12 protein-coding genes are annotated in these 13,675 nt (G+C 45.1%); 4 read left to right on the top strand and 8 right to left on the bottom strand.

From position 1 onward, the window contains the following. Nucleotides 1-32 precede the first annotated feature (32 nt). The 5 genes from xni to queF all read right to left on the bottom strand — a co-directional run bounded on the left by xni (nt 33) and on the right by queF (nt 7,497). Nucleotides 33-815 carry a flap endonuclease Xni gene (gene xni / locus KJB35_RS09030; protein WP_238843128.1) on the bottom strand — a complete coding sequence of 261 codons (783 nt, stop codon included), beginning with the start codon at nt 813-815 and terminating at the stop codon, nt 33-35. 57 nt (nt 816-872) lie between these two features. Further along, nucleotides 873-2,249 (bottom strand): nucleotide 5'-monophosphate nucleosidase PpnN, encoded by a 1,377-nt coding sequence (ppnN, locus tag KJB35_RS09035; RefSeq protein WP_238843129.1) that lies wholly within the window; start codon nt 2,247-2,249, stop codon nt 873-875. Nucleotides 2,250-2,540: 291 nt separating this feature from the next. Continuing rightward, on the bottom strand, nt 2,541-4,106 hold the full coding sequence (locus KJB35_RS09040) for a diguanylate cyclase (protein ID WP_213908013.1): 1,566 nt from the start codon (nt 4,104-4,106) through the stop codon (nt 2,541-2,543). Nucleotides 4,107-4,204: 98 nt separating this feature from the next. Further along, entirely contained in the window at nt 4,205-6,487 is a 2,283-nt protein-coding gene (locus KJB35_RS09045) for a hypothetical protein (protein WP_017635678.1), read from the bottom strand. 164 nt (nt 6,488-6,651) lie between these two features. After that, the gene (gene queF / locus KJB35_RS09050; RefSeq protein ID WP_169628723.1) at nt 6,652-7,497 is read right to left on the bottom strand and encodes an NADPH-dependent 7-cyano-7-deazaguanine reductase QueF; all 846 of its coding nucleotides are present in this window, start codon (nt 7,495-7,497) and stop codon (nt 6,652-6,654) included. Between the two features lie 108 nt (nt 7,498-7,605). On the opposite strand from queF, the gene syd reads away from it, so the two are divergent. Next, nucleotides 7,606-8,151 carry a SecY-interacting protein gene (gene syd / locus KJB35_RS09055; RefSeq protein WP_005381970.1) on the top strand — a complete coding sequence of 182 codons (546 nt, stop codon included), beginning with the start codon at nt 7,606-7,608 and terminating at the stop codon, nt 8,149-8,151. Nucleotides 8,152-8,153: 2 nt separating this feature from the next. Continuing rightward, the gene (locus KJB35_RS09060; RefSeq protein WP_005383605.1) at nt 8,154-8,930 is read left to right on the top strand and encodes a Zn-ribbon-containing protein; all 777 of its coding nucleotides are present in this window, start codon (nt 8,154-8,156) and stop codon (nt 8,928-8,930) included. A 126-nt stretch (nt 8,931-9,056) separates the two neighbouring features. Here the strand turns inward: KJB35_RS09060 and KJB35_RS09065 are convergent, their stop codons facing one another. Genes KJB35_RS09065 through metN form a run of 3 tightly spaced genes read right to left on the bottom strand, consistent with a single transcriptional unit; the run spans nt 9,057 to nt 11,600 of the window. Further along, nucleotides 9,057-9,866, bottom strand: a complete 810-nt coding sequence (locus tag KJB35_RS09065) for a MetQ/NlpA family lipoprotein (RefSeq protein WP_005381966.1) — start codon at nt 9,864-9,866, stop codon at nt 9,057-9,059. A 32-nt stretch (nt 9,867-9,898) separates the two neighbouring features. After that, nucleotides 9,899-10,576 (bottom strand): methionine ABC transporter permease, encoded by a 678-nt coding sequence (locus tag KJB35_RS09070; protein WP_005383604.1) that lies wholly within the window; start codon nt 10,574-10,576, stop codon nt 9,899-9,901. Further along, on the bottom strand, nt 10,566-11,600 hold the full coding sequence (metN, locus tag KJB35_RS09075) for a methionine ABC transporter ATP-binding protein MetN (protein WP_005381962.1): 1,035 nt from the start codon (nt 11,598-11,600) through the stop codon (nt 10,566-10,568). The genes KJB35_RS09070 and metN overlap by 11 nt, the downstream gene beginning before the upstream one ends. Before the next feature lie 341 nt (nt 11,601-11,941). Here metN and gmhB point away from each other — a divergent pair, with 341 nt between their 5' ends. Beyond that, entirely contained in the window at nt 11,942-12,493 is a 552-nt protein-coding gene (gene gmhB / locus KJB35_RS09080) for a D-glycero-beta-D-manno-heptose 1,7-bisphosphate 7-phosphatase (protein WP_005381961.1), read from the top strand. Between the two features lie 74 nt (nt 12,494-12,567). Further along, nucleotides 12,568-13,515: a trehalose operon repressor TreR gene (gene treR, locus KJB35_RS09085; RefSeq protein WP_238843130.1), complete on the top strand. Its 948-nt coding sequence runs from the start codon at nt 12,568-12,570 to the stop codon at nt 13,513-13,515. Nucleotides 13,516-13,675 lie beyond the last annotated feature (160 nt).

Genomic DNA, 13,675 nt, shown 5'->3' on the forward strand with positions numbered 1-13,675 from the left:
AGGGTTTCATGGTGTGAAACTACCATCGGACACTACTCCGCTTTGTTTGGCCCTAAAAAGCGAATATCTTGCAAGTTAAAGCCTAGTTCGATGTCGCACTTTAAAGCGGCGACGCGTTTACATAAACGAGCAGACTCAATGTGCTCATCCAATTTTATACGGTATTTCGGTACGAGATCTTCACTAGCGTAGGCAGCTTCAAGACTCTCAAACTGAGTGAGAATCTCTTTCGCTGTTTTCGGGCCAATTCCAGGTACGCCCGGAACCTGGCTAGAGCTTATCCCTGTTAATCCCCAGTAATCCGCTAGTTGATTTGGTTTTACGCCGAACTCTTTTTCGATAAATGGTTCATCTAACCAACGATGTTGGAAATAATCACGGATTTGTAGGGTAGGGGAAAGTAGCTGGCAGTAACCTTTGTCTGTGGAAACGATGGTGACTTTTTCACCATGGCTGGCCACTTTCGTTGCGAGTGTAGCAACCAAATCATCTGCTTCATCGCCTTCAGAAAGCAATGAATCAATACCTTGCTCCCACCACGCTTGTTGAATCGCATCTAACCCTTGCAGTAGTGGCTGAGGCATTGGTTTTCGGTTTTGCTTATAGTCAGGGAGAATTTCAGCGCGCCAACCTCTGTCTTGTTCGTGGTGATCAAAAACCGCGATGATGTGTGTCGGGTTGGCCTCTGACAGAATGCGAGTGAGGGTTCTTTGCGTTGTGGTTATGGTTCTTGCTATGTCGGTTGGATCTGGTTGTGCTGAGTGCACTCGGCGGATCAGGTTTAGGGCATCAATGATAACAAGATGAATAGACATAATGACTTAGCAATAAAAAGGGGCGTAATGCCCCTAGTGTAACGAATGCTAGCCTGACTATCGACCACCAATTTCCGGGTGAGCGATTCGATAACACGGTTCGTAGTCTGAACCGCCAGGTAATTTCATTCGGTGCTGTTCGACAAAGTCTTTTAGCAACTTATCGAGTTTTTTCATGGGGACTGCGTCGCCATGAATGGTGAAAGGCCCTCTACGTTCTATTTCTCGAATGCCTTCAGCCTTTACGTTACCTGCCACTATGCCAGAGAAGGCTTGACGCAAGTTGGCCGCTAAAACTTGCGGTTCTTGATCTAGGCTTAAATCCAATTGTTCCATCGACTCATGAGTAGGCTCGAATGGCAGTTGGAAGTTTGGCTCAATTTTCAATGACCAGTTAAAGCTGTACGCATCGCCTTTCTCTTTTCGGTGAAGGCGTACCGAGTCCATGGAGCGTTTCATAATACGAGCGACTTCTGCCGGGTCGTCAATGATGATCTCGTAGTGCTTTTGCCCTTCCTCACCAAGTGTGTCGCGAATGAACTCATCAATAGAGCGGAAGTACTCTTCACTCTCTTTTGGTCCTGTTAATACGATAGGCATTGGTTGATCGGCGTTATCCGGGTGCATCATGATGCCAAGAATGTACAGTAGCTCTTCCGCTGTGCCCGGGCCTCCTGGGAAAATAACGATACCATGAGCCATACGGACGAAAGCTTCCAAGCGCTTTTCGATGTCGGGCATGATGACCAGTTCATTTACTATTGGGTTTGGTGGCTCGGCAGCAATAATCGAGGGTTCGGTTAAACCAAGATAACGTTGCTGAGTATAACGTTGCTTTGCGTGCCCAATTGCTGCACCTTTCATCGGCCCTTCCATTGCACCAGGGCCGCAACCTGTGCAGATGTTAAGTTCACGCAGGCCCAGTTCGTTACCCACTTCACGTGTGTACTGATACTCCACTCCATTGATAGAGTGACCACCCCAACATACGACAAGATTCGGTGCGATACCTGGAGTTAATGCTCTGGCATTACGAAGAATGCCGAACACGAGGTTCGTAATGTGAATTGGGTTAGTAAGGTTGAGCCGCTGGGCGTCTGCCAAATGCATGTTTACGTAAACGATGTCACGCAATACGGAGAACAGATGCTCTTGGATACCTTTAATTATTTCGCCGTCAACAAAAGCGTGCTCTGGCGGATTAGTCAGCTCAAGCTTAATACCACGCTCACGACGCACGACGTTGACATCAAACGATTGGTATTTATCGAGCAGTTCTTTCGAGTTATCGGTATGGCTACCGGAGTTCAACACCGCTAACGTGCAATTACGATACAGCTGATAAAGTTCACTCGAGGCTGTGTTCTTTAAGCGCTCTACTTCTAGTTGAGATAGCAAGTCCATGCTACCAGCGGGGCTTATATGGGTAATCATAACGCCTCCTTGTGTTGCATTAATTTTAGGGAAAGTACCAACTTACCTTTTTGGTGTTATACGTATGGTTTGATGAAAGGTAGTTGGCCGATTTGGTTTTATGGTTATCAACTCCCAAGCAACCTCAAGATGATACATTTGCCTTTTATAAATACATCATCTTGAAGTGACTTGGGTTTTTACAGCTTAGCAGACTAAAAGGGAAGAAATGTGATAACTCGTTGAAAATGGGTGGTTATAAAGCGTAGATTGCACCAAATTTGGTTTGTTTGCTCGCTTTTTGTACGAATCTTAGCTCCAGTTAAGCTGGTTTGTTCCACGTTTTTTAGCGTCCGCAAGCATCTTGCCAAGACGATCGAGCACATACTCTGGCGTATCGGACTCTTTGAAAGACGTCGATACAGCAGCTAAGGTAATCATGATATTTTGCTCACGGAACTTAAAGGGTAATTGGCTAATATCACGCTGGATATGCTTAATCAGATCCAGTGTGTATTCTTCAGATTGTTCCGGGACGAGTAGAATAAACTCCTCGCCACCAAAGCGAGCTACTGTTTCCGTTTCTGATACGCGCTTGTTAATAGTACGAGCGATGATCTTCAGCGCTTTATCGCCAGCCGTATAACCATAGCTATCATTCACCGCTTTGAAATTGTCTACATCAAACAGCACAACACGAAGGTTTTGCTGAGAGCGAATCCAACGGCGATACTCTAGCTCTAGTCGATCGTTAAATGCAGTGCGGTTATAAACTTTAGTCAGCGGGTCGAGCAACATACGCTGAGCTTGGTCATCTAAGCGTCGACGATAATCTTGCGTAGTTTCAAATACCGCTTCGAGTTGGTTCTTACTGTAACTTAACCGCTCTTGCAGCGCTTGCTCTCGCTCTTCCGTCATTTTCAGTCGCTCTGTCAGCGACGCCATTTTTTCGAGAAGAGGCGTGATTTCTTTTTTCACAACCGCGATATCTTGAGCTTGATTAAGTGACTTTTGGCTTAATTCAACCAAGCTGTTCATTTCTGTGTTGAGCTCTTGGCGGTGTTCAAAGTAGGTATGATGCTGGTCGACGTTCTGATGAACGGTTTTTAGGTTACTTGCGAGAGAAGTGTTCAGCTGATCAAGGAATTGGCTAGACGCCTCGCGCTCGAACTTTGTTGCTTCGACAACCAATTTCAGCGTTGAGAGCGTAAGCTCAATGAGAGACTCGGCACTCACGCCAAGGAGCAACTTAGCGCGAATATCCAGCAATCTATCGCCTGATTCTCCCTCGAAATCCAGCTCTGTAATAGTATGTTGGAGGTCGCTGGCTAAGCACTCAAGCTGAGATCTGTCGGGATTGCTTTCAAATTCACTAAGATGTAGACGTGAATTAGACGTGATGATTTTCAGAGCGCGTTCGTAAATACTCAGTAGCTTAGTGGCTTGATCAGCTTTATTGCTGGCGTGAACTTCAGAGAAACTCATCAGGTTCCGTAGTTCACGTTTTAACTGCGCAGGTAAGCCAGTGACACGTTGCAGTGTTTCACCACTGTGCTTGATTTGTTCGTCAAGGTAACCGTTCTGTTTATCCATCGTCTTCGACTGCTGTTTGAGCATCCTCTCTAATACCGCTAAACGCGGGATAAGAGTGCTGATATCTTTTTGATGTTGCAGCTCTTGTTGGATTTCAAATAGGTAGTTGGATACCTGAGTATTCGAACCCTGGCAAGCTGAAGACAATGATGCCACAACGCGTTTAAGAACTTGTTGTTCACGTTTGAATTTGAGTGAAGTATCACGATGAGTCAGTCTGAGTTGGTCAAGTTGACAACTCAGCTGATGCAGCTGCGACTGAATATCGGATTCCAAGATTCCCATGAAGTGACTACGGTTAAGTCCATGTACTACTGACAATTATCTGATAATAACAAAAAACTCTATAGCGTCATTAGTTATTACGTTCAACAGGCGTTTAATTATCCATTTTTTAATATTTTCTTGATGTCGTCCTCATTCTTGTAGGACGAATGGATCTTGATCAGGCCTTGGCTAATGGCATGTTGACAGGCAGTTCTTATGTTACCTGTTGCAAAGCTAGCAGCAGGCGCATTATCGATGGCTTTTAAGAACACCCAGTGGCTTTGCTTATCCTTCAAGCTGACTTCTCGTGCGATGTGAGTCGCAAGCAACAACAGATCGAGTAATTCCTCATCGTTAATTGCAGTGTAGGCTCGGGGTAAGAACGGATAATCACTGATGCCCATACGAATAATACGATTGACGTTGTGCTGCTGTGCGAACTCATCCACCCAAGTCTGGAATTTTTCGAACATGACTTCGGCAGAAGCATCACGGTCAGCGTTCGGTTCTATGTAGAGTAAGTTCGCATCTGAGAAATGGTAAAGACGCGACGGTTTTTCTATTTTTTCCGCAAGGAAGTCGCCAAATGCCCGTTCTAGTTCTAGACCTGCCTTATAGCCGTTATGGACGTACATGCTTCGTAAGAATGGCAAATCGATCATAACAAAGCGTAGGCGATCATTAAGTGGTTCGTGGATCAATTCACCCATTTGCCATTGCTCGAAAGTTTCGCTCGACTTTTTCAATGAGCGAGAAAGCTTAACATTCAGCATACGCAAGTTACGTAAACGAGAGCGAGAGTGGGTGAAGAGGTCGTTACGCAGTTTTTCGATTTCACTTGCTTGGCGCTGCATGATGACACCACGGCGCATAATGAACAAAAACATGACCAAGACAGTAATAAACAATGCAAATGAGATTTTCTGGAATTTACGATGCTCTCTTTCCACTTGCTCTAAGCGTTCTGATTGACCGATGTAATGGATGGTTTGTTCGGCAAATTCTTTTTGCTGACGGAACGCATCCTCACTGATTTGGTTAAGCTGCTTTTGTTCTAGACGAACGAGGTTGGTGTATTTTTTATAAGCTTGCAGAGAAAGTTTGTATTCGCCTGCCTGCTCGTAACCCAACCCAAGTAAACGGTATGACTGCTGCTTAATGAAGTTGTTATTTTCAGGTGACTTTTCAGCAAGCGCTAACGCCAGCTTAGCATTAGTAATGACGTCTTTACTGTCATTTTGATGATAAGCCAGACCTGACTGAAGCAGGGCAGCCTTTGCTTCAAGCTTAGGAATATTGGTGTATTCTAAAAGCTCTTTAGAGCGGTCTAAGTACTGCTCTGCTAGCGCGTAGTTATAGAGTTGTAGGTAGGTAGCCGCCAAGCTTAAGCGAATTTTAATGATTCTATTGATGTTCTTACTGGTACTTTCATGGTCAAGCACGTTGAAGTAATGCACTAACGCAAGGTTAAACTTACCCTGATAAAAGTAGATGTCGCCCATTTGCTCTAGGACGTCCGCTAGGATCGGAGAGCTAGGGTAAGAGTCATAAAAATCTGCGGCTTGGGATAAGTATTCGATCGCTTTGTCGTACACTCGTCGTTCCTGGAAGAGCCTAGCCAAAAGGCGATTCACTTTTGCTAATCTTGCACCACTGTTACTTTCAATAGATTGCCAATAACCATATAGCAGTTCTGACAAAGCCAAATTGTACTTCTTGCTATTGAGGTAAAACTCGCCGACGGCAGTGTAGTAGTCGATCAAGGCTAACTCAGAGCGGCTATCGTCAAGCATGGTCTTTGCTTCAGAGTACAAGTTTTCCGCTTTAATGATATCGCCACTATGTGACGCGAGGAGTGCTCTTTGCATCACTAGTCGGTAGCGAACGCTGTCGGTGCGTTGTAATACGGCATCGGCTTCATCGAGCTGTTGTTCAATTTGGTTAAGCGTGTCTTCCGCTTTTGAGTAGTTTTCGTCGTACATCCAAATCATTTGGTTGCGCATCAGCTGGAGATCTAAGTCCATGTACGGCAATTGATATTCTTGCGCTAAGCGTTCCGCTTTATTTAGGTGCTCGATAGCCGAACGAACATTACCCATGGCGTAATCTGCCTGAGCGATAATCTTGTGCGCTTCGATGGTGCTGCTTGGTGTGCGAACGCTACGATCTGTTTCGTCGCGAGACATGGCTGAAGGGCTGTCACTTTCTTTGCGTTCTGTTAGCTCACGCTGTGACAAATAGTTGGTTGCCGCTTGTTTTGCTTGTGATGGCTCTATTTCCGCCAATTGTTGTGCTTCGTTGAGTAACGCGGACGATAAAATGGTTGCATGAAGTGGCTGTACAAACAGCAAGCAAAGAAAGCCAATCAATTTGAATAGACGCGAACTGTCCCAAAACATCCTTTCGTTCCCTCGAACTGTTTTTAGATATGGCGATAACGGCGAAAAGCCTCAATTAGCCGTTTAAATGCGGGTTGAAGCCATTTGATATAGTAACATGCTTGGACAATAAAAACGTCCGGCAACCCTTTAGATTGCCGAACTTATTTCTGTTGCCTATGCGCTTACTGACGAGCCATACGGTGATTGTGAGCTGGCTTATCTTGTTCCGTTGAGCGGTAAGGGTTGATATCCAAGCCTCCACGGCGCGTATAGCGGGCAAATACGGTCAGTTTGCTTGGTTGGCAGTATTTCATTAGATCCGTAAAAATACGCTCTACACACTGTTCGTGGAACTCATTGTGCTCGCGGAAAGACACTAAGTAACGTAACAGCTTCTCACGATCTATTTTTGCGCCTTGGTAGCGAATTTCTACACTGCCCCAGTCGGGTTGGTTAGTGATCAAACAGTTTGATTTCAATAGGTGGCTATGTAGCACCTCTTCAACTTGTACTTCACCTGCTGCACCTTCAAGCAAATCGGCATCGAAATCGTAACTGGTGATGTTAATGTCTTGGTCATCTATACATTCACCGTCCATTGTCACGATAGGTTGATTGGTATAGTGGGTCACTGGATTCACCTCAACCAGCACCTTTTCACCTGCGCATTCAGAAAGGTCTTGTGTTAAACGCTCAGTCACTTCTTCCCAGCTTGCAAAGCGGGTTTGGTTATAGCTGTTTAAGTACAGTTTGAAAGACTTCGATTCAATCAAGTTTGCGCTGGTGGCTGGAATGTATATTTCGCCAACGGCCACTTGTGGTAAACCTTTACTATTTAACCAAGACAGTTCGTACAGCGTCCAAATGTCGTGCCCCATGAAAGGCAGAGTATCGCCTAACTGGAGGTCATCTCGGTTCAGGCTGCGAGGGACTGGTTGCAGCAAGCTTGGGTCATACTGGTTCGCATACTCGGTCGTTTTACCTAGTGTTAAGCCAGCAAGCTCTTTAGCGTCAGAATATTTGCTCATACTTTGTGGTCGTTTTCGATTAGAATGGCGAGAATTTTACTGAATCCGCTGGTCAATTGCCATCCGGCAAGTACGGCTATCTGATAAATAAGGAATGAGGAGACCTTCATGACCCAAAACGTTACTCAGGCGCTACAAGAGTTCAGCCTGCGCTACCAACAAGCTTGGCAAGCTAAGCACAATGAGTTGCCAAGCAGTGAAGAGCTTGCAGAGCTTGTTTCTCCTTGTGTCGAAGAGAAGCGTGATGGAAAGGTGCTTTGGAAAGCGGTCGCACGTGATGAAATGGCCGATTTCACCAATGTGGAAAATGCGATTGAGTTGTCACTGCAAGATGATGTTAAAGCCTTTTATGGTTCTCAATACTGCGCTGATATGGAGGCAACTTGGCAAGGTAATTCGTTGACGCTGCTGCAAGTGTGGAGCGATGACGATTTCGTGCGTCTACAAGAAAATATTCTTGGTCATTTGGTGACGCAGCGCCGCTTGAAACTTAAACCAACAGTATTTATAGCAGCGACAGATGAGGAAATGGATGTGATTTCTATTTGTAACCTCACTGGCAATGTGATTCTAGAGCGTTTGGGCACCTCTAAACGTGATGTATTGGCAGATTCATTGGTTGAGTTCTTGAATAAGTTAGAGGCTGCCGTCTAAGTATGTATGTTGTTGAGTTGCAGTTTGAGTGTTTTGATAACACCACCGTCAGCGCGGTAGACAAAGCCATTAATGGCTTGATGGATGCTCTGCGTTACAACGGCCAAGTATTAGGTCGTGAATTCCCAATAGTGATGGGAGAAGGTGAATTTTTCGTTCGTGTTGTTTGCCCAGAACAAGACAGCTTGCATCCACGTTATCACTCAGATTTCGTCAAAGTGTGCATGAACCGTTTGTCGGATGCGTCTTTGCTTGCACCGAAAATGCGCATGCTGGGGCGTGATTTGAATTCAGAACAAGCAGCCGAAGAAGAGACACCTAGCTGGCAAGTGTTGTACACGACTTATGTTCATACGTGTTCGCCTTTGCGAAGTGGTGAAACCCTGTTGCCAATTCCTTTGTATCGTAATGAGCCAACACTTAATGGAGACCATAAAGCCGTCATTAAGTGGCAGACTGAGTGGCAAGCGTGTGATGAAATCCAAATGGCAGGGGGTTGCCGAGCGGAACATGCGGCGCTGCACGAAATTTGCGATGTGGATAGTGTGCTGTTTCGCCGAGGTTGGGACTTACGTGGCCGTATCGAATACATCACGAAGATCCCTACGTACTATTACCAGTATCGTGTCGGTGGTCAGTCGCTGGAGAGCGAGAAAGCGCGCAAGTGTCCAAAATGCGATGGCGAGTGGCTACTCGATGAGCCACTACATGACATATTTCATTTTAAGTGTGATGACTGCCGAATCGTTTCCAACATCTCTTGGGACCACCTTAAGTAGCGAATTGAAGTTACTTAAATGGGCGGATAGACAAATAGAAAGGGCTGATGTTTTCACATCAGCCCTTTTAGGTTTAGAACGTTTATGTTTAGAACGTTGTTTTCGGTCATGTTTTGAAAAGTGGGATTACCAACCTTTCACAACACCACCTTTGAACAGCTCTTTTGCCGCTTCGTAAACTTCTTCCGTTTGGTAAGCTTTTACGAAGTTTTGTACGTTTTGCGCATTAACATTTTCTTCGCGAGCGACAATTAGGTTTACGTATGGTGAGTCTTTATCTTCAACGAACACGCCGTCACGCTCTGGCGATAGGTCGATAGAGCTTGCGTAAGTGGTGTTGATGATAGATAGCGTTACGTCATCCAGTGAACGTGGAAGCTGTGGGGCTTCTAGTTCAATGATTTCGATATTTTTAGGGTTGCCTACGATGTCACGTACTGTAGCGAGTAGACCAACGCCATCACGTAGCGTAATCAAACCTTGTTGCTCAAGAAGCAGTAGTGAGCGACCTAGGTTAGTTGGGTCGTTTGGTACTGCGATGCGTGCGCCATCTTGAATTTCATCAATTGATTTTACTTGCTTTGAGTAACCAGCAATAGGGTAAACGAATGAGTTACCCGCGATAGCCAGTTTGTAGCCGCGGTCTTTCACTTGTTGGTCTAGGTATGGTTTGTGCTGGAACGCATTCGCGTCTACTGAACCATCATCCAGAGCGGCGTTTGGTGTTACGTAATCGGTAAATGTTACTAGCTCAACGTCTAGGTTGTATTTCTCTTTTGCTACTTTAGCGGCAACTTCGGCTACTTGTGCTTCAGCACCAGCAATAACGCCAACTTTTACTTTGTTTACGTCTACTTCTTTGTCGCCGCAACCCGCTAGAGCAAGAGCAGAGGCGGCCGTTGCTACAGTCAAAAGACCTTTAAGGCTAAATTTCATCTTTATCTCCTTATAATTTGTATTTTTGATGCTTATCTGTGGTCTACACGGCGCACCACTGCGTCGCCGATAGACTGAATAATCTGTACTAGAACAATCAACATCACGACAGTCACGGCCATGATAGTTACATCGTAGCGGTGGAAACCGTAACGAATAGCTACGTCACCTAGGCCGCCGCCGCCTACCGTACCCGCCATAGCTGAGTAGCTAACGAGAGTGACCAAGGTAATCGTTACTGAGTTAACAATAGTCGGCATTGCTTCAGGTAGTAGAACTTTTGTGATGATCTGTGTTGGTGTCGCCCCCATTGACTGCGCTGCTTCCACCAAGCCTGTCGGTACTTCTAATAAAGCACCTTCAATAAGACGAGCGACAAAAGGAATGGCGCCAATGGTCAGTGGGACGATTGCTGCGGTTGTACCGATAAAGGTTCCAACCAGCATTTTTGTCACTGGAATAATCGCAACCATCAGTACGAGGAATGGCACTGAGCGACCAATGTTAACGATAGCGCCTAAGCCGCTATTTAGTTTGGTGTTTTCAAGTAGGCCGCCTTTCTTAGTAATATGGAGGATTACGCCTAATGGAATACCCACAGCAAAGCCGACTAATCCGGCAACCGCAACCATGTAAAGTGTTTCCCACGTTGCACCTAAAAGTAGTTTGCTGTTTAAACTCAGCCATTCAGAAATCGTATTAAAGGACATAACCAAGTACCTCTACTTTTACGTTGTGCTTACGCAGGTATTCAAGAGCTGCGTTGTCATCTTCTTCGTTACCAAATAGCTCTGCGACCATCATGCCGAATTTCACGCCACCAGCGTAATCAAGGTCGGAACTCAAAATACTCACATCAATATTGTATTTACGAGAAATTTGCGACATTAACGGTGCATCGACGGTTGCGCCAGTAAACTCTAAGCGAACCAACGGATAGCTGCCATCAACACGCTCTGCTTGCAGACGTGCTTGGTAATCTTCAGGAATGGAAAGATCCAGCGTTGAGCGAATGAATTGGTGTGCCAGCTCTGTCTTAGGGTGCGCAAAAATATCGCCAACGGTGCCTTTTTCCACCAGCTCACCACCACCGATGATTGCTACTTCGTGACAGATGCTTTTTACGACTTCCATTTCGTGAGTGATAAGTAAAATCGTGATGTTGAGTTTGCGGTTGATCTCTTTCAATAACTCAAGGATAGATTGAGTTGTTGCTGGATCTAGTGCGCTAGTGGCCTCATCACAAAGCAGCACGCTAGGATCGGATGCCAATGCACGAGCAATTGCCACACGCTGTTTTTGTCCGCCACTTAAGTTAGATGGGTAGCTCTCGTGTTTGTCGGCTAAGCCTACAAGCTTTAGCAACTCAGTTACTTTTGTTGTGATTTGCGATTTGTCTTTACCTGCCAGTTCTAGGGGTAATGCCACATTATCAAACACAGTACGAGACGAAAGCAGGTTAAAGTGCTGGAAGATCATGCCAATGTTACGGCGTGTTTCGACTAGTTGTTTTTTGCTGAGTTTGGTTAGATCCACACCATCAACGATGATGGAACCAGAGGTCGGCGCTTCTAGCATGTTGACACAGCGGATCAGCGTACTTTTACCAGCACCTGATGAACCGATAACACCAAAGATGGTGCCTTTGTCGATGTGTAAGTTAATGTCTTTCAGGGCAAGGATTTCCTTACTGCCTTGGTAGAACACTTTATTGACGTTTTTTATTTCTATCATGTTTCAACCTGCCCAAAGATACGGGGAACTTCGCTGTCAAAAACGGCCTTTGACAGAACTTAATGTTGAGCTTTATCTCAATTTTCAGTTGATGCTATGGGTTAAGCAGAATGAAGTCAATAGATATTTTTACGTCTAGACGTCTAAATGTATGGATGTTCTGTTTTGAAACGAAGATGTATAGATAACAAGCAGGAGGTAGACGGCAGGGCACCCTCAGATTTACCGATTCTTGCCCAACAAATCAACCGTTTTGTCGAGGCCAAGAATGAATTAGATAGTGTTGAAGTTTATAAGGTATGTAATAATCTGATTAAACCGAGTTAATAGAGAAATACGTTTTGGCAAAACCTGCTGTTTTTATCGATCGTGATGGCGTGATAAACGTTGACCACGGCTACGTTCATGACGAACATGATTTTGAGTACATTGATGGTGTTTTTGAAGCGACGAAAGCGCTAAAAGATAAAGGCTACCTTCTAGTGTTAGTGACGAATCAATCGGGCATCGCACGCGGTAAATTCAGTGAAGACCGTTTCTTGTCTCTGACTCAATGGATGGATTGGAACTTTGCTGATAATGGTGTTGAGTTCGATGGTATCTATTACTGTCCACATCATCCAGAACATGGCATTGGCGAGTACAAGCAAGATTGTGAGTGCCGTAAGCCAAAACCAGGCATGTTCATTTCTGCGCGTGACTTCTTGAAGATCGACATGGAGAAATCTGTGATGATCGGCGATAAAGCTGAAGACATGATGGCAGCAGAAGCGGCAGGCGTTGGCACTAAGATTTTGGTTCGCACTGGTAAGCCAGTAACGGAACAGGGCGAAGCTATTGCAACGGTAGTATTAGATAGCATTGCAGATGTGCCTGCGTACTTAAACAAGTAATCTTAATTACTGACTGAGATAAGGGAAGCCACTGCTTCCCTTTTGTTTGATTCCTTCTTTTAGTCTGAACACTTATGAGCAAAAAACTCACCATTCTTGATATCGCGAAATTGGCTGGCGTGGGCAAATCGACGGTCAGCCGTGTGCTTACCAATGATCCCAAGGTAAAACCGCAAACGCGTGAGAAGGTAGAGCAAATCATTCGTGAATCAGGCTACGTCCCATCAAAGTCGGCGCAGTCGATGCGTGGTGGCAGTCAAAAGGTTATTGGGGTTATCATCTCCCGTTTAGATTCACCATCAGAAAATCGCGCCGTTGGTACAATGCTCAATGCTTTGTATTCCGCTGGTTATGATGCGGTGATCATGGAGAGCCAATTCGATCGCGATAAAACCAATGAGCATTTGGATGTGCTTAAACGTCGCAACGTCGATGGGGTGATCGTGTTTGGCTTTACTGGATGTGATGAGCGAGCATTGGCGGAGTGGGGGAGTCGTATCGTCGTGATCGCGATGGACACGCAAATGGTTTCCTCGATCAACTACGATAACCAAGGTGTGATAGACATGGCTTTGTCTCACCTTGAGCAGCAATCTTTATCTCGCATTGCTTATATTGGTGTTGATCCTGAAGACAAAACCACTGGCTTAGCTCGTCTAAATGCTTATAAAGCTTGGTGTCAACGCAAGCAAATTGCACCTTGTTTCCAAACGGGTAAGTTGAGCCATGAAAGTGCTTATCAGTTGGTAGACAAAGTCCTTCAATCTGATACTCAGGCCATCGTGTGCGCCAGTGACACTATCGCGTTGGGCGTGATTAAGCGTCTTCAAGAGTTAGGACGTGAAGACGTGGTTGTGACAGGTGTTGGTGGTAATGAATTGCTCTCTTTCCTTTTCCCTAAAGTATTTAGTGTCGACCCAGGTTATACCCTTGCAGGTGAGAAGTCCGCTAACATGCTGATCAATCAATTAAATGGCGATGAGGAAGTGGTTCACTTTACTCAACAGCCTATCGTTTATTGACCCACACTAAAACGATCTGCTCTAAAATTATACTGTGATCATTCTCAATTAATGGGACTGTTCCCATTTTCTTTTTTGTCTTCGAATGGCAATATTAAAATTAAGAAATGGGAATGTTCCCATTTATAAAAACAAAATGATGAATCGAATGTATCCAATA

It is taken from the genome of Vibrio sp. D431a, assembly GCF_030248655.1.
Taxonomy (GTDB): domain Bacteria; phylum Pseudomonadota; class Gammaproteobacteria; order Enterobacterales; family Vibrionaceae; genus Vibrio; species Vibrio alginolyticus.

Excerpts from the sequence above, each read along its gene's own strand:
- xni (WP_238843128.1), bottom strand. The coding sequence starts at position 815 with ATGTCTATTCATCTTGTTATCATTGATGCCCTAAACCTGATCCGCCGA.
- ppnN (WP_238843129.1), bottom strand. The coding sequence starts at position 2,249 with ATGATTACCCATATAAGCCCCGCTGGTAGCATGGACTTGCTATCTCAA.
- KJB35_RS09040 (WP_213908013.1), bottom strand. The coding sequence starts at position 4,106 with ATGGGAATCTTGGAATCCGATATTCAGTCGCAGCTGCATCAGCTGAGT.
- KJB35_RS09045 (WP_017635678.1), bottom strand. The coding sequence starts at position 6,487 with ATGTTTTGGGACAGTTCGCGTCTATTCAAATTGATTGGCTTTCTTTGC.
- queF (WP_169628723.1), bottom strand. The coding sequence starts at position 7,497 with ATGAGCAAATATTCTGACGCTAAAGAGCTTGCTGGCTTAACACTAGGT.
- syd (WP_005381970.1), top strand. The coding sequence starts at position 7,606 with ATGACCCAAAACGTTACTCAGGCGCTACAAGAGTTCAGCCTGCGCTAC.
- KJB35_RS09060 (WP_005383605.1), top strand. The coding sequence starts at position 8,154 with ATGTATGTTGTTGAGTTGCAGTTTGAGTGTTTTGATAACACCACCGTC.
- KJB35_RS09065 (WP_005381966.1), bottom strand. The coding sequence starts at position 9,866 with ATGAAATTTAGCCTTAAAGGTCTTTTGACTGTAGCAACGGCCGCCTCT.
- KJB35_RS09070 (WP_005383604.1), bottom strand. The coding sequence starts at position 10,576 with ATGTCCTTTAATACGATTTCTGAATGGCTGAGTTTAAACAGCAAACTA.
- metN (WP_005381962.1), bottom strand. The coding sequence starts at position 11,600 with ATGATAGAAATAAAAAACGTCAATAAAGTGTTCTACCAAGGCAGTAAG.
- treR (WP_238843130.1), top strand. The coding sequence starts at position 12,568 with ATGAGCAAAAAACTCACCATTCTTGATATCGCGAAATTGGCTGGCGTG.